The organism is Ochrobactrum sp. RH2CCR150, assembly GCA_014138095.1.
GTDB classification, from domain to species: Bacteria; Pseudomonadota; Alphaproteobacteria; order Rhizobiales; family Rhizobiaceae; genus Brucella; species Brucella gambitense.
In genome coordinates, this window is record JACGXE010000003.1 from 464,905 (window position 1) to 486,732 (window position 21,828).

Sequence of the window (21,828 nt, forward strand, 5' to 3'; positions counted from 1 at the left end):
TATCCATCTGGAGCACCGCCCTTGCAGATCGATAAAAATGATGAAGCTATCTTATATGAAGAGTTTCAACGCACTCATGCTGGTGGCTTGATTACGCCTGCGTCGCAAGACGTTCCTAACGTTGACTTCTCCAGCGATGGCACAGCCCGTGAGTGTCGAATATGGGAAGGTTATCTTGATGCGAGCTGTCTGCTTCTTAAGACAGTCGTAGATGAATGGCCTCGCACGAACAATCTCATCTTTCCAGCTTTGTTTAATCTTCGTCACGCTATCGAGGTCGCTCTGAAGTGGCATATTAAGTATGCCGGAGGCACCGTTCCCAAACGAGCTGGACATGACCTCCGCATCTTGATGGATACTTTTTGCAGTGTCGCTGCTGAATTAGACGATGAAGACAGCTGTATCGCGCCTGAAAACTTCTTAAGATGTATTGGGGAGATAGCTTCTCTCGATCCCCGCGGCATAACATTTCGCTATTCGTCCGAGCATGACGGCTCACCAATCAGGATAACGTCTGAGGTTTGGGATATCCGTGCGTTGTATTTTGCGGTCTCGGATTTCGGCGTCGTTTTGGATGATCTTTCAAATAGGATCGAGCGTAGTTGGCTTAAATCTGATCGGAAAGACCGAAATTTGGAAACTTCCGTGTCAGAGGATTTATGAAAAAAGCCGGGCGCTTGGACCCGGCTTTTTATTTATCACGTCTGTCGAGCCGCGCTTATTCCGCAGCCTCAGAACTCCGCTTGGGGCGTCGCTCCAGCAGTTCCTTGAGGAAATGGCCGGTATAAGAGCGCTTTTCCTTCACGATGTCTTCCGGGCGTCCTACAGCAACGATCTCACCGCCGCCGTCACCACCTTCTGGGCCGAGGTCGATCACCCAGTCGGCAGTCTTGATGACTTCGAGATTGTGTTCGATCACCACAACGGTATTACCCTGTTCGACCAGCTCATGCAGCACTTCGAGTAGCTTCGCCACATCGTGGAAATGCAGGCCTGTGGTCGGCTCATCAAGGATATAGAGCGTGCGTCCGGTGGCGCGGCGCGACAATTCCTTGGCAAGTTTCACACGCTGCGCTTCACCGCCTGAAAGCGTCGTTGCCTGCTGCCCGACCTTGATGTAACCAAGGCCAACCTTGACCAGCGTTTCCAGCTTGTCGCGCACGGCGGGCACGGCGGAGAAGAATTCCGCGCCTTCTTCAACAGTCATATCCAGCACATCAGCGATGGACTTACCCTTGAACAGCACTTCCAGCGTTTCACGGTTGTAGCGTTTGCCGTGGCAGACGTCACAGGTCACATACACGTCCGGCAGGAAGTGCATTTCGATCTTGATAACACCGTCGCCCTGACAGGCTTCACAACGTCCGCCCTTCACATTGAAGGAGAAGCGACCCGGCTGATAACCGCGCGCCTTGGCTTCGGGCAGGCCGGCGAACCAGTCGCGGATCGGCGTGAAAGCGCCGGTATAGGTCGCCGGATTGGAGCGCGGCGTGCGTCCAATCGGCGACTGGTCGATATCGATCACCTTGTCGAGGAACTCCAGTCCCTCAATGCGGTCGTGTTCCGCCGGATGCTCGCGTGAACCCATGATCCGGCGCGATGCAGCCTTGAACAGCGTTTCGATCAGGAAGGTGGACTTGCCGCCGCCTGAAACGCCCGTCACAGCCGTAAAAGTGCCAAGCGGAATATCTGCCGATACATTTTTCAAATTGTTGCCACGTGCGCCGACAACACGAATACGCTTGGTCTTGGAAATCTTGCGACGTTCCGACGGAACAGCGACTTCCATAACGCCCGACAGATATTTGCCGGTCAGCGAATTGGTATTCGACATCACGTCTTTCGGCGTGCCCTGTGCAATCACCTTGCCGCCGTGGACACCGGCTGCCGGGCCGATATCGACCACATAGTCGGCCGTCAGGATGGCGTCTTCATCATGCTCCACCACGATAACCGTATTGCCGAGATCGCGCAGATGGCGAAGCGTGTCCAGCAGGCGGGCATTGTCGCGCTGATGCAGGCCGATGGACGGCTCGTCCAGCACGTAGAGAACACCGGTCAGACCGGAGCCGATCTGAGAGGCGAGGCGGATACGCTGGCTTTCGCCACCGGAAAGCGTGCCGGAATTGCGCGCCAAAGTCAGATAATCGAGGCCGACATCATTGAGGAACTGCAGGCGCTCGCGGATTTCCTTGAGGATGCGCGCTGCAATTTCCCGTTGCTTATCATTAAAGCTGCCATCGACGTCGCGGAACCAGGCATCCGCCTTGCGGATGGACATTTCAGTGATTTCGCCGATGTGCTTCATGCCGATTTTCACGGCAAGCGCTTCCGGCTTCAGGCGATAACCATTGCAAGCCGGGCAGGGCGTCGAAGACATGAAGCGTTCAATCTCTTCACGCGACCAGGCGGAATCGGTTTCCTTCCAGCGACGTTCTAGGTTTGGAATGACGCCTTCGAAAGGTTTGGTGGTCTGATAAGAGCGCAGGCCGTCGTCATATTGGAAGGTAATCTCCTTGCCGTCCGTGCCATGAAGAATGGCGCGTTGCGCTTCCTTGGGCAGATCTGACCAGCGGGTGCCTATCTTGAAGCCATAGGCCTTGCCCAGCGCTTCCAGTGTCTGATTGTAATAAGGCGAGGACGACCGTGCCCATGGAGCAATCGCTCCGTCTTTCAGCGCAGCGCTTTCATCGGGAACAATCAGGTTCGGATCGATGGCTTGCTGCGTACCAAGACCGTCGCAGGTCGGGCAGGCGCCGAATGGATTGTTGAACGAGAAAAGCCGCGGCTCGATTTCCGGAATGGTGAAGCCGGAAACAGGGCAGGCGAATTTTTCCGAGAACAGCACACGTTCGTGGGTCTCGTTGGCCGACTTGTTGGCCGCACCACCTTCCGCCGTTTCTTCCGGTGGAAGCGGCTTGTCTGCAAATTCTGCGATAGCCAGACCTTCGGCGAGTTTCAGACAGGTTTCGAGGCTGTCTGCAAGGCGCGAGGTGAGGTCAGGGCGCACGACGACGCGGTCTACCACCACATCGATATCGTGCTTGTATTTCTTGTCCAGTGCCGGAACATCGGCAATCTCATAGAACGTGCCGTCAACCTTGACGCGCTGAAAGCCCTTCTTGAGAAGCTCCGCCAGTTCCTTCTTGTACTCGCCCTTACGCCCGCGCACGATCGGCGCCAGAATGTACAGACGCGTGCCTTCTTCCAATGCAATGATGCGGTCCACCATCTGGCTGACGGTCTGGCTTTCGATGGGGAGGCCAGTCGCTGGCGAATAGGGCACGCCGACACGCGCGAAAAGAAGGCGCATATAGTCGTAGATTTCTGTGACCGTGCCGACCGTCGAGCGCGGATTGCGGCTGGTCGTTTTCTGTTCGATGGAAATGGCGGGCGACAGACCGTCGATCTGGTCCACATCCGGCTTCTGCATCATTTCCAGAAACTGGCGCGCATAGGCCGAGAGGCTTTCCACGTAGCGGCGCTGGCCTTCCGCATAAATAGTGTCGAAGGCAAGCGATGACTTGCCCGAACCGGAAAGGCCCGTCATGACGATCAGCTTGTCGCGTGGCAAATCCAGATCGACATTTTTAAGATTGTGCTCGCGCGCGCCACGTATGGAAATGAATTTCTGATCGCTCATTCCGCGTCCTGCCTGCTTCGTGATGCCATGGATAGACTGGCTTCGGCACTGATGCTGCCGCGCCAATCCCGTAATATGGGGCGACGCCCTCCAAAGAAGAAGGGGTTAGGTCATCCTAATTTGCGCTCTTGTAGCACCGGAACAAATATCGAACAACCAGCCTTCTGATAGGCGATACGAAATGTGAACGCAAGAGCGTTGACTGTCACTCCTGACAGGTGCACACTTTGGTTACTCGCTGCTAGCGGAGAGGTATTGCGGAGGGATGACGCAATATCGGCAAGAGGTTCGCAGGAAGCGGGAAAATCCGGTAGGGAGGTAAAGGAGCATGAGTCCACCTGACTACACTGCGTAGCTTTCACACAGATGAAAGCACAGTCGATCTTGGTCGCGGATGCATTTTTTCGCAAGGAACCATGCATCGTTGATAAGAAGTTCGATTGCCGACAATTTATATATGCGCGGAAAACGAATGGCCGCGCGCCTTCGAATTCCGAAAGATTTTGTCGACGAATTAATGCCGACATATGAGCTTTGCTCAAACCCCAAGCCCCGCGCGCCAAAGAAACAGTGAGCGGCGGGGCTTTTCCTTGTGGAATGATGGTTGAGAGTTGCGCGGATGTGGCGGGAGCCAGCGAGTGGCTTTGTAGCTCAGAAATCCACGCAAATTCATCCATGCAGTTCTCTGAAAATTGGGAGAGGCGCAGTTTTTGATGATGCAAAAGCTTGCATTTTGAACAAAACAAGAACATAAACTCTGTGGACATTGGCATTTCGCTGTACTGGAATTGAGCGCTCCACGCGTCAGTCCTGTAAGGTAAATGAATGAGTTTCAGGTGATGGCGCAATTCATGCGCCTGATCCTTCTTTTGGTAAGCGCTCTTGTCGGGGTTAAGAATATCCGAAGAGACGCGAATGAGACCCGGAGTGGATTTTCGATGGCTGGTAGCGTCAATAAGGTCATTCTGGTCGGCAATCTCGGTGCCGATCCGGAAATTCGTCGTCTGAACTCAGGCGATGTGGTTGCCAATCTGCGTATTGCGACATCGGAAAGCTGGCGTGATCGTCAGTCCGGCGAGCGCAAGGACCGCACCGAATGGCACAGCGTTGTCATTTTCAACGAGAACCTTGCCAAGGTCGCAGAACAATATCTGAAGAAGGGCGCCAAGGTTTATATCGAAGGTGCGCTCCAGACCCGTAAGTGGCAGGATCAGAACGGCAACGACCGTTATTCGACGGAAGTTGTGCTGCAGAAGTTCCGCGGTGAGCTTCAGATGCTCGACAGCCGTGGCGAGGGCGGCGATCAGGGCCGTTCGTTTGACCGTGGCAGCGGCGGCGGACGCAACCAGATGTCGGATTATTCCGGTGGCGGCGGTGATTTCGGTTCGTCCGGCCCGTCTTCTTCGGGCGGCGGCGGTGGCGGCGGTTTTTCCCGCGATCTCGACGACGAAATTCCGTTCTGATGATCCGTTGGCTTGCCCGTGAGAAATATATTAGTGCGGCATTTTCATTGAGATTGAATAGCTGATGCAATTGGTTTCGGCCTCCAGATCACACATGTGAACTGGAGGCCGAAATATATAGTAAGTTTGGGTGTGTAAAATAGCGTTGCCGTACTCAGTCACCATCTACAGAATATAATGACATGGGTATTTTTCGACTGTTTTCGTGCGTGCACCTAGGATTCGCTGGCCTTTAATTACCCCAAAACTAAGAGGGCAACAAAAAGCGACCTCTAATTTTGGATTGATTGCAAAAAAATATAATATTACATTAATAAGAATTTAAGTTTACTAATAAAGTATTGTAAGCTAATTTTATAGAATTTATAATAGAAGTATTAAGGTGTAAATTGTCCATGTTAGATATGCATCCGGAACTTGTCTTTCTAAGAAATATATTGCTGGCTCAACGTTTGAATGAATATGGTTTTCTTTTCCAGCCGGATAACACAATTGCTTCAGATGGCGGGATTTTTTCATTAAGAAACACCGAGAATCTAGGAAATAATGTAAAAAAGATCCATATTACCAAATGTAATGATCATAGAGTAATTTCGAACTATTGGTATCCTTACGTACACGGTGCGGCTGGTTCTATTTCTGTTCCCAAGAATATTCCTGATGGGACATTGATTTTAACTGGTGGCATGAATGGATGCGCTCTGCATGTAGAAGATGGGGGAGATCATTACGTATTCTTTCATGATCTGAATGGGAGATACTGCAAGCGTGGGTTAAAAACTATATGCAGGGTAGAATACAGAGATTATGCTGGGAGAATTGGGATTTCAGGTATTGGTCATGGTGTTCATATGGCACAATGCAAGTATGGAACGGAAAAAACACAGCGGACGTATACAGAAAATAGTAATATTTGCTTAAAAGTAAATGGTACTATTAACGTATACTCGTCAGGCGTCATATCGTATGATGAAGGAGACCATAGACGTCGAATTCATCATCCATACCAATCGTCATTATTCCAGATTATTACTAGCTTTCGGTGAGTTATACAGTGTTTGATTTTGATAGGTCGCTGGTTTTGCGTGTGGCAGCGATCTATGAATCGGACGTGCTATGAATTGTATCAAAACAATATTCCCTGGCAGGTATTTTACCCAATGTCTTTGGGATATGTCTCGATTGAAAACTCCATGCGGTCTGCGGAAAAGCGCGTCAGCGAATACTGGATCGGGTGACCATCTGTATCGACATTGATCGCACGTGCCATTAGCACAATGGCTCCGGGCGAGAGTTTCAGATGTTTCAGATCATCTGAATCGGCATGTTGGGCCGAAATGGTTGTCGACTTGCGGAAATAATCCTCAATCCCGGCTTTCCGGAGCGCCCAGGTGATGGACCCGTTTTCAGCATAGTCGGCGGCAAAATCGGGAAAACGCGCGGCATTCACCCAATGCGTCGCGCGCGATACCGGACGTCCATCTGCACTGTGTGCCGTTTCAAGTTTCGTGACTTCGCTGCCGACAGCAATGCCCAAGGCGTCCGCTATGTCAGCAGTTGCCGCTTCGGTATCACTGCTGAGCAATATGCCTTTGACTTCGCTTGCCTGCGTACCCAGCGATTGAGAAATACGGGTGCGTTGCCCGATCTGATAGGTCAGACGCTTGGCATTGGCAACGAATGTGCCGCGGCCCTGTTCAGCGCGGAGAACGCCTTCCTGTGTCAATGCGGCGATGGCGCTTCGTACCGTATGCCGGTTGACACCGAAGCGATCTGCCAGTTCCATCTCGGCAGGCATGCGTGCACCGGACTGAAGTTTTCCGGCCATGATGTCGCCGCGTATCTCATCGGCAATCTGCCGCCAGATGGCCACACCGCTGTTTCGTTCAATTCGTTTGGTCTTTGTCATCAACTGTCATCGTCCTGTCATTGGCAGGGAGTATTAATTCTGTTATTGTATGGTTGTCTAGATAAATAGACAAATATGCGAAGCAAGTCAACAGGATTGAAACAGGGCGGAAAAGCTCATGCAAACGACAGAGCCCAAGGCAGGCAATGGCACTGCCGCCGGTGGGATCCACGCCTCGGCCAGCAATGACAGATCCGGAAACGGCACGGCGCTTGATGCGATGCAGGCTGCACGTCAGGCCAGCATGGCAACACTTGCGCAGGCGAGCGGCGAAGAGCTGAAAGCTTTCTGGCTGGAATGGTCGGACAAGCCCGATTTTGAAATTCTCCGTGGTCCGGAAACCGGACTGGTGATGCTGCGCGGCCGTATTGGCGGCGGCGGTGCGCCGTTCAATGTCGGCGAGGCGACGGTGACACGCGCAACGGTGCGTCTGGCCGATGGTTCGGTCGGGCATTCCTATGCGCTTGGTCGTGATCAGGACAAGGCGCGGCTGGCCGCTCTGTTCGATGCGCTCTGGATCGACGAAGAGCGACGCGACGCGGTGGAGCGTCAGATCCTCGACGTCTTGCGCAACCGGCTGGCGCAGGCCGATGCAAAGCAGCGTAGCGAAGCCGCTGCCACGAAAGTTGATTTCTTCACCATGGTCCGGGGAGACAATTGATGCTTCATTCTTCACCCCATTCTTCTCCGGCCTTTGAAGGCGGTCTCGCCAATCCGGTCACGGACGCCCAATCGGCCTTTCATGCGGTCATGCATGCGATGGCGAATCCGGGCCGCGTTTACGCTTTGGCGCGTGCAGCCACGCCGCCTCAACCATTGACGCCGGAACTGGGCGTCATTGCCGCCACCTTGCTCGACCATGACGCCACCGTCTGGTGCGACCGCGCCATTGCAGCCAATGCAGACGCCACAGCCTGGCTAACCTTTCAGACCGGCGCGCCGCAGGTGGACGGCTCGGCTTCCGCGCAATTCGCACTGGTTACCGATGCTTCGCTGTTGCCAGCATTGGCAGAATTCTCGCAAGGGCTGCCTGAGTTTCCAGACCGCTCGACGACGGTGGTTCTGGCGGTCAAGTCCTTTGAAAGCGGGCAGGGCCTTGTTCTGAAAGGCCCCGGCATCGACGGTGAGCGGGAAGTTCACATCGATGGTCTTCCGCAGAACTTCGTTGCGCAATGGCGTGACAACGGTACGCAATTTCCACTTGGCGTCGATCTGGTTCTGGTGAGCGACGGTGCTGTCATCGCATTTCCGCGCACCACGCGCATAACCAAACTGGAGGGCTGAACATGTATGTTGCCGTAAAGGGTGGCGAAACAGCCATCCGTAACGCCCACCGGCTTCTCGATGATCGCCGCCGTGGTGATCGTGCGGTGCCTGCACTGCGTCTGGATCAGATTGTCGAACAGCTTGCGCTGGCCGTTGATCGCGTAATGGCAGAAGGTTCGCTCTATGATCGCGAGCTGGCCGCACTTGCCGTGCGCCAATCGCGAGGCGATCTGATCGAGGCAATATTCCTCGTGCGTGCTTATCGCACTACATTGCCGCGTTTTGGCTATTCGCGCCCGATGGAAACCGGGCAGATGCTGATCGAGCGACGCATCTCCGCGACCTATAAGGATCTTCCGGGCGGCCAGCTGCTTGGTCCGACCTTCGATTACACCCACCGTCTTCTCGATCCTGATCTGGCGGGAGATGTTACGGTACCGGAGCCTGAAGCGCGCGAAACCGAGAAGGAAGAGACGCCTCGCGTCACCGATATTCTCGGTGTGAACGGCATGATCGAAGACGATGGCTCTCTGCCGGAAGGCCACGAGCCGGGCGACCTGACACGCGAGCCGTGGACATTCCCGATGGAACGCGATCTGCGCTTGCAGGCGCTGGCGCGGGGCGATGAAGGCTTCCTTCTCGCACTCGGCTATTCCACCCAGCGCGGCTATGGCAACACCCATCCCTTCGTCGGAGAAATTCGCATTGGCGAAGTGGAGGTCGAATTCGACGTGCCGGAACTGGGCTTTGCCGTCTCGCTAGGCCGGGTGCAATTGACCGAATGCCAGATGATCAACCAGTTCAAGGGCTCGGCAAAGCAGCCGCCGCAATTCACACGCGGCTATGGTCTGGTGTTCGGCCAGAGTGAGCGCAAGGCCATGTCCATGTCGCTCTGCGACCGCGCCTTGCGGGTTCGCGAATTCGATACTGATGTGACCGCGCCTGCACAGGACGAGGAATTTGTCATTTCCCACTCCGACAATGTGCAGTCGACTGGCTTCGTTGAGCATCTGAAACTGCCGCATTACGTCGATTTTCAGGCTGAACTCGAACTCATCCGCAGCATGCGTGCAGAATATGAGAAAACGCAGAGCGAGGCTGAAGGCACAGTGGACGGTCAAGCGAAGGAGGCCGCAGAATGAGCGATCTGGCCAATTACAATTTCGCCTATCTGGACGAACAGACCAAGCGAATGATCCGCCGCGCCATACTGAAGGCCATTGCGGTGCCCGGTTATCAGGTGCCTTTTGCCAGCCGCGAAATGCCGATGCCTTATGGCTGGGGCACGGGTGGCGTGCAGGTGACGGCCTCTATTCTTGGGCCGGATGATGTGCTGAAGGTTATCGATCAGGGTGCTGACGACACCACCAATGCTGTTTCGATCCGGGCGTTTTTCCAGAAGACCGCCGATGTGGCTGTGACGACCAGCACCGGCGAGGCGACGATCATCCAGACGCGCCACCGTATACCGGAATATCCGCTGACCGAAGGGCAGGTGATTGTCTATCAGGTGCCGATCCCGGAACCGCTGCGCTTTCTGGAACCCCGCGAAACGGAAACGCGCAAGATGCACGCGCTCGCCGAATATGGTCTCATGCATGTGAAGCTCTATGAGGATATTGCGCGTCACGGCCAGATCGCCAAAACCTATGATTATCCGGTGATGATCGAAGGACGCTACGTGATGGCTCCATCTCCGACGCCGAAATTCGACAATCCGAAAATGCATATGTCGCCTGCCTTGCAGCTGTTCGGCGCGGGTCGCGAAAAGCGCATCTATGCGGTTCCGCCATACACGCAGGTCGTGAGCCTCGATTTCGAGGATCATCCGTTCGAAGTGCAGAAGTTCAAGGAACCTTGTGCACTCTGCGGTGCAAGGGGCGTTTATCTGGACGAAGTCGTGCTGGATGATCGCGGTGGCTCGATGTTCGTGTGCTCGGACACCGACTATTGCGAAGACCGTCAGGCAAAAGGCCATTTCGGTCATCTGGCCGCCAATAACGAGGCTGCAGCCAAGGAAACGGTAAGATGAGTGACGAACCTCTGCTGAGAGTGAACAGCCTTTCGAAGTTCTATGGCAGCCGTCGTGGCTGCGAGGATATCTCCTTCAATCTTTGGCCCGGTGAAGTTCTGGCAATCGTTGGTGAATCCGGCTCGGGCAAGACGACGCTGCTCAACAGCCTTGCAACCCGGCTAGAACCGACATCCGGAACTGTTGAATACCGGATGCGCGATGGCGAATTCCGCGATCTGTACAAGATCGGTGAGGCCGAGCGCCGTTTCCTGATGCGCACCGATTGGGGTTTTGTCCACCAGAACCCCGCTGACGGATTGCGCATGACGGTTTCGGCTGGGGCCAATGTCGGCGAGCGCCTCATGGCCGTGGGTGAACGCCACTATGGCAACATCCGCTCCACGGCGACTGAGTGGCTTGGCCGCGTGGAAATCGCATCTGACCGTATCGACGACCAGCCGCGCGCCTTTTCCGGCGGTATGCGTCAGCGTTTGCAGATCGCTCGCAATCTCGTCACCGCACCGCGACTGGTATTCATGGACGAGCCGACCGGCGGTCTCGACGTTTCGGTGCAGGCGCGCCTGCTCGACCTGTTGCGCGGGCTGGTCAACGATCTGGGGCTTTCAGTCATCATCGTGACGCATGATTTGGCCGTAGCGCGGCTTCTGTCGCACCGCATCATGGTCATGAAAGACGGTCATATTGTCGAGCAAGGGCTGACAGATCGCGTGCTGGATGACCCTCAAGCGCCTTATACGCAGTTGCTCGTATCGTCGATCTTGCAGGTATAGATCAATTAAAACAGATATTTATCGCATGGTTTTGCCAAATTGGCGGAACTTCATGCGTGAGGTGAAAAATGTCTATGTTGCAAACATCCGCTTCGCAATCCATGCCACCACTGGTCGTATCCGGCGTAACCAAGACCTTCACCATGCATTTGCAGGGCGGCATTGAACTGCCCGTCGTGCATGGCGTGAATTTTGAACTCAATGCCGGTGAATGTGCCGTGCTGGGCGGTCCATCAGGTGCAGGCAAAAGCTCGATCCTGAAGATGGTCTACGGCAATTATGCGGTGAATGGCGGCTCCATCCTGATCCGTCATGCGGATCGCGCCGTCGATCTGGCCAAGGCTGATCCCCGCGAAGTGCTTGGCGTTCGTCGTGACACCATTGGCTATGTCAGCCAGTTTCTGCGCACACTGCCGCGTGTAGCGGCGATTGATGTCGTCGCCGAGCCGTTGATTGCTCGCGGTGCCGACCACAACATGGCGCTGGACCGCGCCCGGGAATTGTTAGCCAAGCTCAACCTGCCGGAACGTCTCTGGGCGCTTCCGCCTGCAACCTTTTCCGGCGGTGAACAGCAGCGCGTCAACATTGCTCGCGGTTTCATCACCGATCATCCGGTGTTGCTGCTGGACGAACCAACGGCTTCGCTCGATGCGAAAAACCGTGCGGTTGTGGTCGATCTGATCAAGACCAAAAAGGCCGAAGGCGTTGCCATGCTCGGCATTTTCCACGACGAAGATGTGCGTGAGGAAGTGGCAGACCGCATCATCGACGTGACTGCCTTTTCTCCGAGGGCAGTTGCATGACGAAGCTCTCGGTCGAACCACTGGTTCATGAAACGGCAGATGTCAGCGGCAGCAGGCTTGGCCGCTACACGGAAGTCGGCGCACGCAGCCGCCTGTCGGAAACGGTGCTGGAGGACTATTCCTATCTCGGCATCGATTGCGAAATCTGGTGTGCGGAAATCGGCAAATTCTCCAACATTGCCAGTCATGTGCGCATCAACGCCACCAATCATCCGACATGGCGACCGACCCTGCATCATTTCACCTATCGCGCAGGCGATTACTGGCCGGATGCGGAGAATGAAACCGAGTTCTTCGATTGGCGTCGTGGCAATGCGGTGAAGATCGGCCATGACACATGGCTCGGTCACGGCTCGACCATTCTGCCGGGCGTTACCGTGGGCAATGGTGCGGTGATCGGCGCTGGCGCAGTCGTCAGCAAGGATGTTGCACCTTACACGATTGTCGGCGGTGTACCGGCGCGTCTTATCCGTGAGCGCTTTGACGCTGCGACCGGCAATCGTCTCGACCGGCTGGCCTGGTGGGACTGGAGCCATGAACGCCTGCGCGGCGCGCTCGATGACTTCCGCGCGCTCGATATCGAAACTTTTCTCTCGAAATATGAAACTGCCGCCAATACCGAGGCGGTCATGAAAGAGCTTTCTCATGGCGAATGAAATCGTTCTCAAAAATGCACGTATCGTGCTTGCCGACGAGGTCGTTTCCGGCTCCATCCTGATCCGCGACGGCAAGATCGCCGCCATTGATCAGGGCAACGTGAATGGCGGCGAGGATATGGATGGCGATTATGTCATTCCCGGCCTGATCGAACTCCATACCGACCAGCTGGAATCGCATTATGCGCCGCGCCCCAAGGTGCGCTGGAACGTGGATGCCGCCGTTCAGGCCCACGACGCGCAGGTTGCCGCATCGGGCATCACCACTGTCTTCGATGCGATGCGGGTCGGTTCCGATTATGATCGCGACTTCGTCGGCAAAGATATGCGTCTGCTGGCCGATGCGATTGAAAGCGGTGTGCGCGAAAACCGTCTGCGCGCCGACCATTTCCTGCATCTGCGTTGCGAAGTTTCGGCAGCGGACTGCCTTGAAGGCTTTGCGCTGTTTGAAAACGACGATCGGGTGAAGCTTGCTTCGCTGATGGATCATGCGCCGGGGCAGCGCCAGTTTGCGGAGGTCGAAACCTACCGCACCTATTATATGCGCAAGCTGAAACTCAACGACGAAGAGTTTCGTTTGCATTGCGAAAGGCGCATGGCGGACTCGGACGCCTATTCGGCCAAGCATCGCCGGGCGATTGCCGATCTGGCGGGTGCGCGTGGCATCGTGCTGGCAAGCCATGATGACGCCACAAGCGCCCATGTCGATGAATCGCTCGATCACGGCGTCCGGATTGCCGAGTTTCCGACCACACTGGAAGCGGCTTCGGCTTCGAAGGGCGCAGGCCTGTCCATCCTGATGGGCGCGCCGAATATCGTGCGCGGCGGTTCGCATTCCGGCAATATTGCCGCCCGTGATCTGGTGGATAATGGCAGCCTGGACATTCTGTCGTCGGATTATATCCCGTTCAGCCTGATCCAGTCGGCCTTCGGGCTTGCTTCCGGCGAGCGCCCGATTGGGCTTCCCGAAGCCATCCGCCTCGTCAGCAAGAACCCCGCCGATGCAATGCGTATGGATGATCGTGGCGAAATTGCTGTCGGCAAGCGCGCCGATCTGGTACGAGCCCGCACGAGAAGTGCAATTCCGGTGGTACGCACTGTCTGGCGTGAAGGCGAGCGGGTGCTCTGATGCGTATGGAGAATATTCAGCCGAAAGGCTGTTTCGTTGCCGTTGTCGGCCCCAGCGGGGCCGGCAAGGATACGATCATGGATGGCGCGCGCATTGCCCTTGCAGGCGATGCGCGATTTCACTTTGTGCGCCGCACCGTCACGCGCCCGCAAATGCCGGGAACTGAAGATCACGACAGTCTGGATGAAGCAGCTTTTGCAAAAGCCGCAGGCGAGGGTGCCTTTGCGCTGCATTGGCGTGCTCATGGCCTCGATTATGGTCTGCCAAAGTCGCTCGATACGCTCATTGATGGCGGAACAGTGGTGATTGCCAACCTCTCACGCCGCGTTCTGGACGACATGCGCAAGCTCTATCCATCGCGTTCAGTGGTTGTGATCAGTGCCCGTCCGGAGGTTCTGGCTGAGCGGCTGGCAGCGCGCGGACGAGAGAGCAGAGAAGAGATCGCCTTGCGCCTTTCGCGCGAAGTAAGCTTCGACAACGGGGCTGGCGATGTTGTCATAATAGACAATTCCGGCGATGTCGTTGAATCCACTGATGCATTCATTCGTCACCTGATGGAAATTCAAGGAAAAACAATAGTTTAAATAATGGACTTCGAGTGACGTGTAAATTTACACAAACGTCACGATGCTTTCATTGCAGTGTCATGGAAGCAATTCAGAGTGAGCATGAATGGAGATGAATTCATGCTTCAACTGAAAAACGTAACGCGCCGCTATAATGACAAGGTGGCGGTTTCGGGGGTTGACCTCGAGATCGAACCCGGCACGTTTGTGGGAATTATCGGGCGTTCGGGCGCGGGTAAATCGACGCTTCTGCGTATGATCAACCGCCTCGTCGAACCGTCCGAAGGAACCATTCATTGGGACGGGCGCGACGTGACCGGGCTGAAAGGCTCCGGACTTCGCGATTGGCGCGCGCAATGCGCTATGATTTTTCAGCATTTCAATCTGGTCGATCGTCTCGATGTTCTGACCAATGTGCTGATGGGGCGTCTCAATTACGTTTCGACCCCAAAGTCGCTCTTGCGTATCTGGAGCGATGAAGAACGCCTGATCGCACTGTCCGCCTTGCAGCAGTTCGATATCGCCCATCTGGCCGCTCACCGCGCCGATGAGCTGTCCGGTGGCCAGCAGCAGCGCGTGGCGATTGCCCGAGCACTGGTTCAGCAGCCACGCATTATCCTCGCCGATGAACCGATCGCCTCACTCGATCCGCGTAATACCCGCAGCGTCATGGACGCCTTGCGCCGCATCAACCGCGAATATGGCATTACGGTTCTCTGCAATCTGCATTCACTCGATATCGCGCGCAGCTACTGCGACCGCCTGGTCGGCATGTCTGCTGGCAAGGTTGTGTTCCGCGGCACGCCATCGATGCTGACCGATATGGCATCGCGCGACCTTTACGGCATGGAAGCCGCCGACGTTGTCGATAGTGACGACACGGTTGATGCGATGCCTGCACCGGTTCCGCAGTCGGCTGAAGCCGCTCTGCGCCAGATTTCCGCCTGAGCAACTAACGCTCCGGAAAAAAACTCGCTCCAAACTCAGGATTAACAGGAGAGACTTATGCTTAACCGTAGAACTTTTCTGGCGGCTGTTGCGCTCACCGCTACGATGACCTTCCATGCTCAGGCTGCTGACTGGAGCAAAGATTATCCGGAACTCGTTCTGGGCGTCATTCCGTCTGAAAATGCTTCGACCACCAGTGATCGCTATGCAGCCCTGACCGCCTATCTCGGCAAGGAGCTCGGCACCAAGGTTACGCTGCGCGTTGCAAACGACTACGCCGCCGTTATCGAAGGCCAGCGCGCTGGCAATATCCAGATCGCTTTTTACGGCCCGGCCTCCTATGCACGCGCCGTCATGACCGGCGTTGAAACCACACCGCTCGTCAATCAGCGTCACGACACCGGCGTTAACGGCTATTATTCGGTCGTTTATGTGCGCTCCAACAGCCCGTACCAGAAAATGGAAGACCTGAAGGGCAAGAGCATCGCGCTCGTCGACCCGAACTCCACCTCGGGCAACAATGCGCCACGCTACTTCCTGAACCGCGATGGCTATAGCGTTGATACGTTCTTCGGTAAGAACTTCTTTGCTGGCAGCCATGAAAATGCCGTTCTGGCGCTTGCTCAGGGAACCGCTGACGCTGCCGCCAATTCCTGGAACTCGGAAGACGATTCCAACCTGACCCGCATGATCAGCCGTGGCGTTCTCAAGGATGCAGACGGCAAGGCGCTGACCAAGGAAGATTTCCGTATCGTCTTCAAGTCGGACTTCCTGCCGGAAGGCCCGTTTTCTGTGCTCAACTCTCTGCCTGACCAGCTCAAGGCTGACATCAAGCAGGCTTTCCTCGACATGCCAAAGAAGGACAAGGCTGGCTTTGACGCCCTTTCCGACGGCAAGGACCAGGAATTCGTGGCAACCGAAGCCAAGGAATATGAGCCGATCATCGAGATGCTGAAGTTCAACGACAAGGCACGCAAGTCCTAATCCGTAGAACAATCGAAATGCCCGAAGCCGCAAAAGCTTCGGGCATTTTTGTTAGGGAATCTCGCATGACGATATCCTCTCTCGACGGCAGCGGCTCCAAGGACCTGCTCGCCGAGTATCGCAGGGAAGTCGGGAAACGACGCCTTTACGGTATCGGTTTCCTCTTCATCCTGGTCGTTATCGCCATAGCTGCCTCTGTTGTTGCCGATGTTCGGCTGGGCACACTGGTTGAAAATCTCTATCGTTTTACAAGTTATCTCGGCCGCATTCTCCCGGACCTGACCATTGCCAATTTCGGGGGCGATATCGCCGCGTGGTACTGGAATATCGGCGGTTGGCTCAAGATGCTCTTTGAGACGCTGCTGATCGCCTATCTTGCGACGCTGATCGGCGCGACGATTGCTTTTGCCGCATCGTTTGCAGCTTCTTCGAATATGGCGCCCAATTCGACGGTGCGCTTCATCGTTCGCCGCGGACTGGAACTGCTGCGGACCGTTCCTGAAATCGTCTTCGCCCTGCTGTTCGTCATTGCTTTCGGTCTGGGACCGATGGCCGGTGTGCTGGCTCTGATGCTTCACACCACGGGCGCACTTGGCAAACTTTTCTCGGAAGTGGTCGAAAACATCGATATGCGACCGGTGGAAGGCATTCGCGCTTCGGGCGGATCCGGCCTTCAGGTCATCCGTTTTGCCGTGCTGCCTCAGGTCGCCGCCAATTTCGCCTCTTACGGGCTGCTGCGCTTTGAAATCAATGTGCGTGGTGCTTCCGTCATGGGCTTTGTCGGGGCAGGCGGCATCGGTCAGGAACTGCTCACTTCCATCCGGCAATTCTACTACAGCGATGTCAGCGCCATCCTGTTGCTGATCATCGTGACGATCTTTGTCATCGATCTCTTCACGCAGCGTGTTCGTCACGCTCTTCTGGGTCGTATAGGTTGAAGGAGAGCTTAACATGACTGATATTGCACAAAGCCTCTCCCGCGATGCCCATGCGCATGAAAAGGAATTGCGCGCGGAATATGCCTCGCTCTTTGGAAACGGGCGTGTCTGGCGCAATTTGACGATAATCAGCCTGCTGCTGGTCGCTTCGTTGTGGTTTGCCTTCTACTGGCTCGATTTCTCGTTTCTGAGGATCATGAACGGGCTTGGGCGGTTGGGCGACTTCGCACTCATGATGCTGCCTCCCGCATCCAATGGCCGTTTCAGTCTTTATCTCTGGTCTATGCTGGAAACGCTCGCGATTGCCTATCTGGGCACATTGTTGGCGGCAATTCTCGCCTTTCCGTTCGGCTTTCTGGCGGCGAAGAACATCATCCCGAATGTGTTCCTGCATTTCGGCATACGCCGCTTTCTCGATACCATCCGTGGCGTCGATACGCTGATCTGGGCCTTGATCTGGGTGTCTGTGGTGGGTCTTGGACCCTTCGCCGGTATTCTGGCTATTGCCTGTTCCGATTTTGGCGCTTTCGGCAAGCTTTTCTCGGAAGCCATTGAAGGCGCGGACAAGAAGCCGGTCGAAGGCGTGCTGTCATCCGGCGGCAACCGCCTGCACGGCTATCGTTTCGGCGTGCTGCCGCAGGTTCTGCCGTTGATCGGCAGTCAGGTGCTCTATTTTTTCGAATCCAACACGCGCTCGGCAACGATTATCGGTATTGTCGGGGCAGGCGGCATCGGCGCGCATCTGGCGGAACAGATCAAGGTTCTGAACCTTCAGGACGTTTCGTTCCTGATTATCATGATCCTGATTGCGGTTGCGGTTATCGACTGGTTCTCGTCCAAGCTGCGCCACGCCATGATCGGCAAGAAGGCGCAGAAATCGGCCTAACCACTGATAAGCGTCTTGATGCCGTCGGCGACGAACTGCACGGCAAGTGCTGCCAGAATGACACCCAGCAAGCGGGTAAGAATGGATCGACCGGTTTCGCCAAGAAACCGGTCGACGCGTTCAGCGAGCAGAAGCACGACATAGGTAATGAGCAGGCAGATGAAGATCACGCCAACGAGGGCCGCACGCGGGCCGATGCCGTGGAAGGAGTTCGATGTCAGCACGATAGCCGAAATCGCGCCAGGGCCCGCAATAAGCGGAATTGCGAGCGGGAAGGCGGCAATGTTGCGGATATGATCCTTGGTGATGGCGACTTCGGCGCTCTTTTCCTTACGCTCCGTCCGCTTTTCGAAGATCATTTCAAATGCGATCCAGAACAGAAGCAAACCACCGGCAACGCGGAATGCGCCGATGGAAATGCCGAACATGCCAAGAATTTGCACGCCCGCCACGGCAAACAGCGCCATGACGATGAAGCCGATGATGGAAGCCCGCAGCGCGACCTGACCGCGATGACTGCGATCCATACCCGGTGTGAGCGCCAGAAACAGCGGCGCCAGACCGGGCGGGTCTATTGTGACGAGAAGGGTGACGAAAGCGCTGAAAACAGTGTCGTAAAAACCCATGCTGCTCGCGCCCCTCTTTTTGATCGGCCGTGATCGAACTCTAGAGCATTTCCAGCAACAGTGTGAAGCTGTTTCGCGATTGGAAATGCATGAAAACAAATAGATAGAGCGGTTTTGACGATTCCGTCAAAACTGGAGCCGCCCCAGACAATGGAGACGCATTGGTTGATGCAAAGCGCCGGATCGGGCAACAAGCTTGCGCCATGTTTATGTGAATATCTTATAAGCCATTGATTTATAACAGCGATTTAACCCGCCGAAACGGTCTCGAAATTGGCGTTTTGCGCTGCTTTCCTTTATAAAGAGACTTTATCGATTCTGTTGAGAAAGATATCTGAATAGTGTCAGATCAAACCCCTCCACCCGGTTCCGACGATATGAATGGCGGCCCGAGCGGTATTGAGCCGATTTCCATTATTGAGGAAATGCAGCGCTCATATCTCGATTACGCAATGAGCGTTATCGTGAGCCGCGCTCTGCCTGATGTGCGCGACGGCCTGAAGCCTGTCCATCGTCGTATCCTTCATGCCATGAACGAGATGAATCTCGCCTATAATCGCCCCTACCGTAAATCGGCAGGTGTGATCGGTGAGGTCATGGGTAAGTATCACCCGCATGGCGACTCTTCGATTTACGACGCCCTCGTGCGTATGGCGCAGGACTTTTCCATGCGCGATCCGCTTGTCGACGGGCAGGGCAATTTCGGCTCCATCGACGGCGATCCACCGGCGGCGATGCGTTATACCGAGTGCCGTCTGGAAAAGCTCACCGAAGCTCTCTTGTCGGACATCGACAAGGATACGGTCAATTTTCAGGACAATTACGACGGTCGCGAACGTGAGCCGGTGGTTATGCCGGCGCGTTTCCCGAACCTGCTCGTCAATGGGTCTGGTGGTATCGCGGTCGGTATGGCGACCAATATTCCGCCGCACAACCTTGGCGAAGTCATCGATGGCTGCATCGCGTTGATTAACAATCCGGCTATCGAGCTGGAAGAGATCATGGAAATTATACCCGGTCCGGATTTTCCGACGGGTGGTATTATTCTTGGACGCGCTGGCATCAATTCGGCCTATACGACGGGTCGCGGCTCAGTGATCATGCGCGGACGCGCTGCAATCGAACCGATGCGCGGCGACCGCGAAGCCATTATCATCACCGAGATTCCGTATCAGGTGAATAAGGCTTCGATGATCGAGAAAATGGCCGAGCTGGTGCGCGACAAGCGTATCGAAGGCATTTCCGATCTGCGCGACGAATCTGATCGCGAAGGCTATCGCGTTGTGGTCGAGTTGAAGCGTGACGCCGTAGCCGACGTCGTGCTGAACCAGCTCTATCGTTATACGCCGTTGCAGACCTCTTTCGGTTGCAACATGGTTGCGTTGAACGGTGGCAAGCCCGAACAGCTGACACTGCTCGATATGCTGCGCGCCTTCGTGGCCTTCCGTGAGGAAGTTGTCACGCGCCGCACCAAGTTCCTGCTCAACAAGGCGCGTGACCGCGCGCATGTGTTGGTTGGTCTGGCGATTGCTGTTGCCAATATCGATGAAGTGATCGCACTGATCCGTCGCGCGCCCGATCCAACAACGGCGCGTGAGCAGTTGATGGAACGTCGCTGGCCTGCTGTCGACGTTGCGCCGTTGATCCGCCTGATCGACGATCCGCGTCACCGCATCAATGACGACAACACCTACAACCTCTCCGAAGAACAGGCTCGCGCCATTCTCGATCTGCGTCTGCAGCGCCTAACCGCGCTTGGTCGCGATGAAGTGGCCGACGAACTGAACAAGATCGGTGAGGAAATTCGCGATTATCTCGACATTCTCAGCTCGCGCCTGCGCGTGATGACGATTGTCACAGACGAAATGATCGCAGTTCGTGACGAGTTCGCCACGCCGCGCCGCACCGAATTCGGTCTTGGTGGCGCGGAAATGGACGATGAAGACCTCATTGCCCGCGAAGATATGGTCGTCACCGTCAGCCATGCTGGTTATATCAAGCGTGTGCCACTGGCGACCTATCGTGCACAGCGTCGCGGCGGCAAGGGCCGTTCCGGCATGGCGACGAAGGACGAAGATTTCGTCACGCGCCTGTTTGTCGCCAATACGCATACGCCGGTACTGTTCTTCTCTTCACGTGGCATTGTCTACAAGGAGAAGGTCTGGCGTCTGCCGGTCGGCAATCCGCAATCACGCGGCAAGGCGCTCATCAACATGCTGCCATTGCAGCAGGGTGAGCGTATTACGACCATCATGCCGTTGCCGGAGGATGAAGATTCCTGGGCAAATCTGGACGTCATGTTCTCGACGACGCGCGGTACGGTTCGCCGTAACAAGCTGTCGGACTTCGTTCAGGTCAACCGCAACGGCAAGATCGCCATGAAGCTCGAGGATGAGGGGGATGAAATCCTCTCCGTCGATACCTGTACGGAATTCGATGACGTGCTTCTGACCTGTGCTGGCGGCCAGTGTATCCGCTTCCCGGTAACCGATGTGCGCGTCTTCGCAGGTCGCAATTCCATCGGCGTGCGCGGCATCAATCTGGCGGATGGCGACAAGGTCATCTCCATGGCTATCCTCCACCATGTCGATGCTGATGCTTCGCAGCGTTCTGCCTATCTCAAGCGTTCGATTGCCGAACGTCGCGCGCAGGGTGCAGACGACGCTGATGATATCGTTGTTGTCGGTGAAGAAGTCGGTACGGACGCCGAGCTTTCCGAAGACCGGTATCAGGAACTGAAGGCTCGCGAACAGACCGTGCTGACGGTTAGCGAATATGGCTACGGCAAGCGTTCCTCGTCTTACGAGTTCCGTGTTTCGGGCCGTGGCGGCAAGGGTATCCGAGCAACAGATACGTCGAAGACCGACGAAATCGGCAAGCTCGTCTCGCTGTTCCCGGTCGAAGCGAGCGACCAGATCCTGCTCGTCTCCGATGGCGGACAGCTTATTCGTGTGCCGGTCGACGGTATTCGTCTAGCAGGCCGTTCGACCAAGGGCGTGACGATCTTCAATACGGCTGACGGGGAAAAGGTCGTCTCCGTCGAGCGCATTTCCGAAACGGAAAGCGACGAAGAAGGCAGCAATGGTGACGTCGAGGGTGGCGAATCCGCTCCCGAAGGCGAAGCCCCAACGGCGACCGAAGAATAAGGCGAACTGGCCGGGCGCATTCGTCCGGTTAGAGCATTTCCAGCAAAAGTGCGTAGCGGT

The 21,828-nt window shown here is 55.7% G+C and carries 20 protein-coding genes and 1 pseudogene; 17 read left to right on the forward strand and 4 right to left on the reverse strand.

The genetic code is table 11. From position 1 onward, the window contains the following. Nucleotides 1–21 precede the first annotated feature (21 nt). Entirely contained in the window at nt 22–663 is a 642-nt protein-coding gene (locus tag FHW03_RS09720; protein ID WP_182520424.1) for a hypothetical protein, read from the forward strand. Between the two features lie 55 nt (nt 664–718). Here the strand turns inward: FHW03_RS09720 and uvrA are convergent, their stop codons facing one another. Then, the gene (gene uvrA / locus FHW03_RS09725; RefSeq protein ID WP_182520425.1) at nt 719–3,643 is read right to left on the reverse strand and encodes an excinuclease ABC subunit UvrA; all 2,925 of its coding nucleotides are present in this window, start codon (nt 3,641–3,643) and stop codon (nt 719–721) included. A 110-nt stretch (nt 3,644–3,753) separates the two neighbouring features. Then, a pseudogene (locus FHW03_RS26050) lies at nt 3,754–3,950 on the reverse strand (hypothetical protein). A gap of 631 nt (nt 3,951–4,581) precedes the next feature. Between FHW03_RS26050 and ssb the strand changes: the two are divergent. Both ssb and FHW03_RS09740 read left to right on the forward strand, forming a co-directional pair. Further along, on the forward strand, nt 4,582–5,106 hold the full coding sequence (gene ssb / locus FHW03_RS09735; protein ID WP_109368961.1) for a single-stranded DNA-binding protein: 525 nt from the start codon (nt 4,582–4,584) through the stop codon (nt 5,104–5,106). 395 nt (nt 5,107–5,501) lie between these two features. Continuing rightward, on the forward strand, nt 5,502–6,152 hold the full coding sequence (locus FHW03_RS09740) for a hypothetical protein (RefSeq protein WP_182520426.1): 651 nt from the start codon (nt 5,502–5,504) through the stop codon (nt 6,150–6,152). Nucleotides 6,153–6,259: 107 nt separating this feature from the next. Here the strand turns inward: FHW03_RS09740 and phnF are convergent, their stop codons facing one another. Continuing rightward, on the reverse strand, nt 6,260–7,018 hold the full coding sequence (gene phnF / locus FHW03_RS09745) for a phosphonate metabolism transcriptional regulator PhnF (protein ID WP_182520427.1): 759 nt from the start codon (nt 7,016–7,018) through the stop codon (nt 6,260–6,262). A gap of 217 nt (nt 7,019–7,235) precedes the next feature. On the opposite strand from phnF, the gene phnG reads away from it, so the two are divergent. The 13 genes from phnG to phnE (FHW03_RS09810) all read left to right on the forward strand — a co-directional run bounded on the left by phnG (nt 7,236) and on the right by phnE (FHW03_RS09810) (nt 17,996). Further along, a complete protein-coding gene (gene phnG, locus FHW03_RS09750; RefSeq protein WP_182520489.1) occupies nt 7,236–7,676 on the forward strand; it encodes a phosphonate C-P lyase system protein PhnG in 441 nt (146 codons plus the stop codon). After that, nucleotides 7,676–8,299 carry a phosphonate C-P lyase system protein PhnH gene (gene phnH / locus FHW03_RS09755; RefSeq protein ID WP_182520428.1) on the forward strand — a complete coding sequence of 208 codons (624 nt, stop codon included), beginning with the start codon at nt 7,676–7,678 and terminating at the stop codon, nt 8,297–8,299. Before phnG ends, phnH begins: the two co-directional genes overlap by 1 nt. A 2-nt stretch (nt 8,300–8,301) precedes the next feature. After that, nucleotides 8,302–9,423 (forward strand): carbon-phosphorus lyase complex subunit PhnI, encoded by a 1,122-nt coding sequence (locus FHW03_RS09760; RefSeq protein ID WP_182520429.1) that lies wholly within the window; start codon nt 8,302–8,304, stop codon nt 9,421–9,423. Next, nucleotides 9,420–10,313, forward strand: coding sequence for an alpha-D-ribose 1-methylphosphonate 5-phosphate C-P-lyase PhnJ (locus FHW03_RS09765; RefSeq protein WP_078338606.1), 894 nt, complete (start codon nt 9,420–9,422; stop codon nt 10,311–10,313). Before FHW03_RS09760 ends, FHW03_RS09765 begins: the two co-directional genes overlap by 4 nt. After that, complete coding sequence (phnK, locus tag FHW03_RS09770) at nt 10,310–11,086, forward strand: phosphonate C-P lyase system protein PhnK (protein WP_113533564.1); 777 nt, start codon at nt 10,310–10,312, stop codon at nt 11,084–11,086. The genes FHW03_RS09765 and phnK overlap by 4 nt, the downstream gene beginning before the upstream one ends. A gap of 101 nt (nt 11,087–11,187) precedes the next feature. Then, nucleotides 11,188–11,889 (forward strand): phosphonate C-P lyase system protein PhnL, encoded by a 702-nt coding sequence (phnL, locus tag FHW03_RS09775; RefSeq protein ID WP_182520490.1) that lies wholly within the window; start codon nt 11,188–11,190, stop codon nt 11,887–11,889. Beyond that, the gene (locus FHW03_RS09780; RefSeq protein WP_182520430.1) at nt 11,886–12,545 is read left to right on the forward strand and encodes a DapH/DapD/GlmU-related protein; all 660 of its coding nucleotides are present in this window, start codon (nt 11,886–11,888) and stop codon (nt 12,543–12,545) included. Before phnL ends, FHW03_RS09780 begins: the two co-directional genes overlap by 4 nt. Next, nucleotides 12,535–13,674 carry an alpha-D-ribose 1-methylphosphonate 5-triphosphate diphosphatase gene (locus FHW03_RS09785; protein ID WP_182520431.1) on the forward strand — a complete coding sequence of 380 codons (1,140 nt, stop codon included), beginning with the start codon at nt 12,535–12,537 and terminating at the stop codon, nt 13,672–13,674. Before FHW03_RS09780 ends, FHW03_RS09785 begins: the two co-directional genes overlap by 11 nt. Nucleotides 13,675–13,679: 5 nt before the next feature. After that, nucleotides 13,680–14,258: a phosphonate metabolism protein/1,5-bisphosphokinase (PRPP-forming) PhnN gene (phnN, locus tag FHW03_RS09790; protein WP_182520491.1), complete on the forward strand. Its 579-nt coding sequence runs from the start codon at nt 13,680–13,682 to the stop codon at nt 14,256–14,258. 102 nt (nt 14,259–14,360) lie between these two features. Beyond that, entirely contained in the window at nt 14,361–15,188 is an 828-nt protein-coding gene (phnC, locus tag FHW03_RS09795; RefSeq protein WP_182520432.1) for a phosphonate ABC transporter ATP-binding protein, read from the forward strand. A gap of 57 nt (nt 15,189–15,245) precedes the next feature. Further along, the gene (gene phnD, locus FHW03_RS09800; protein WP_182520433.1) at nt 15,246–16,172 is read left to right on the forward strand and encodes a phosphonate ABC transporter substrate-binding protein; all 927 of its coding nucleotides are present in this window, start codon (nt 15,246–15,248) and stop codon (nt 16,170–16,172) included. A 65-nt stretch (nt 16,173–16,237) separates the two neighbouring features. Next, nucleotides 16,238–17,110: a phosphonate ABC transporter, permease protein PhnE gene (phnE, locus tag FHW03_RS09805; protein WP_182520434.1), complete on the forward strand. Its 873-nt coding sequence runs from the start codon at nt 16,238–16,240 to the stop codon at nt 17,108–17,110. Between the two features lie 13 nt (nt 17,111–17,123). Continuing rightward, nucleotides 17,124–17,996, forward strand: coding sequence for a phosphonate ABC transporter, permease protein PhnE (phnE, locus tag FHW03_RS09810; RefSeq protein ID WP_182520435.1), 873 nt, complete (start codon nt 17,124–17,126; stop codon nt 17,994–17,996). Here phnE (FHW03_RS09810) and FHW03_RS09815 read toward each other — a convergent pair. Further along, nucleotides 17,993–18,622, reverse strand: coding sequence for a MarC family protein (locus tag FHW03_RS09815; RefSeq protein ID WP_078338612.1), 630 nt, complete (start codon nt 18,620–18,622; stop codon nt 17,993–17,995). The two genes, phnE (FHW03_RS09810) and FHW03_RS09815, sit on opposite strands and share 4 nt — an antisense overlap. A gap of 377 nt (nt 18,623–18,999) precedes the next feature. Here FHW03_RS09815 and gyrA point away from each other — a divergent pair, with 377 nt between their 5' ends. Then, the gene (gyrA, locus tag FHW03_RS09820; protein ID WP_182520492.1) at nt 19,000–21,768 is read left to right on the forward strand and encodes a DNA gyrase subunit A; all 2,769 of its coding nucleotides are present in this window, start codon (nt 19,000–19,002) and stop codon (nt 21,766–21,768) included. Nucleotides 21,769–21,828: the final 60 nt, after the last annotated feature.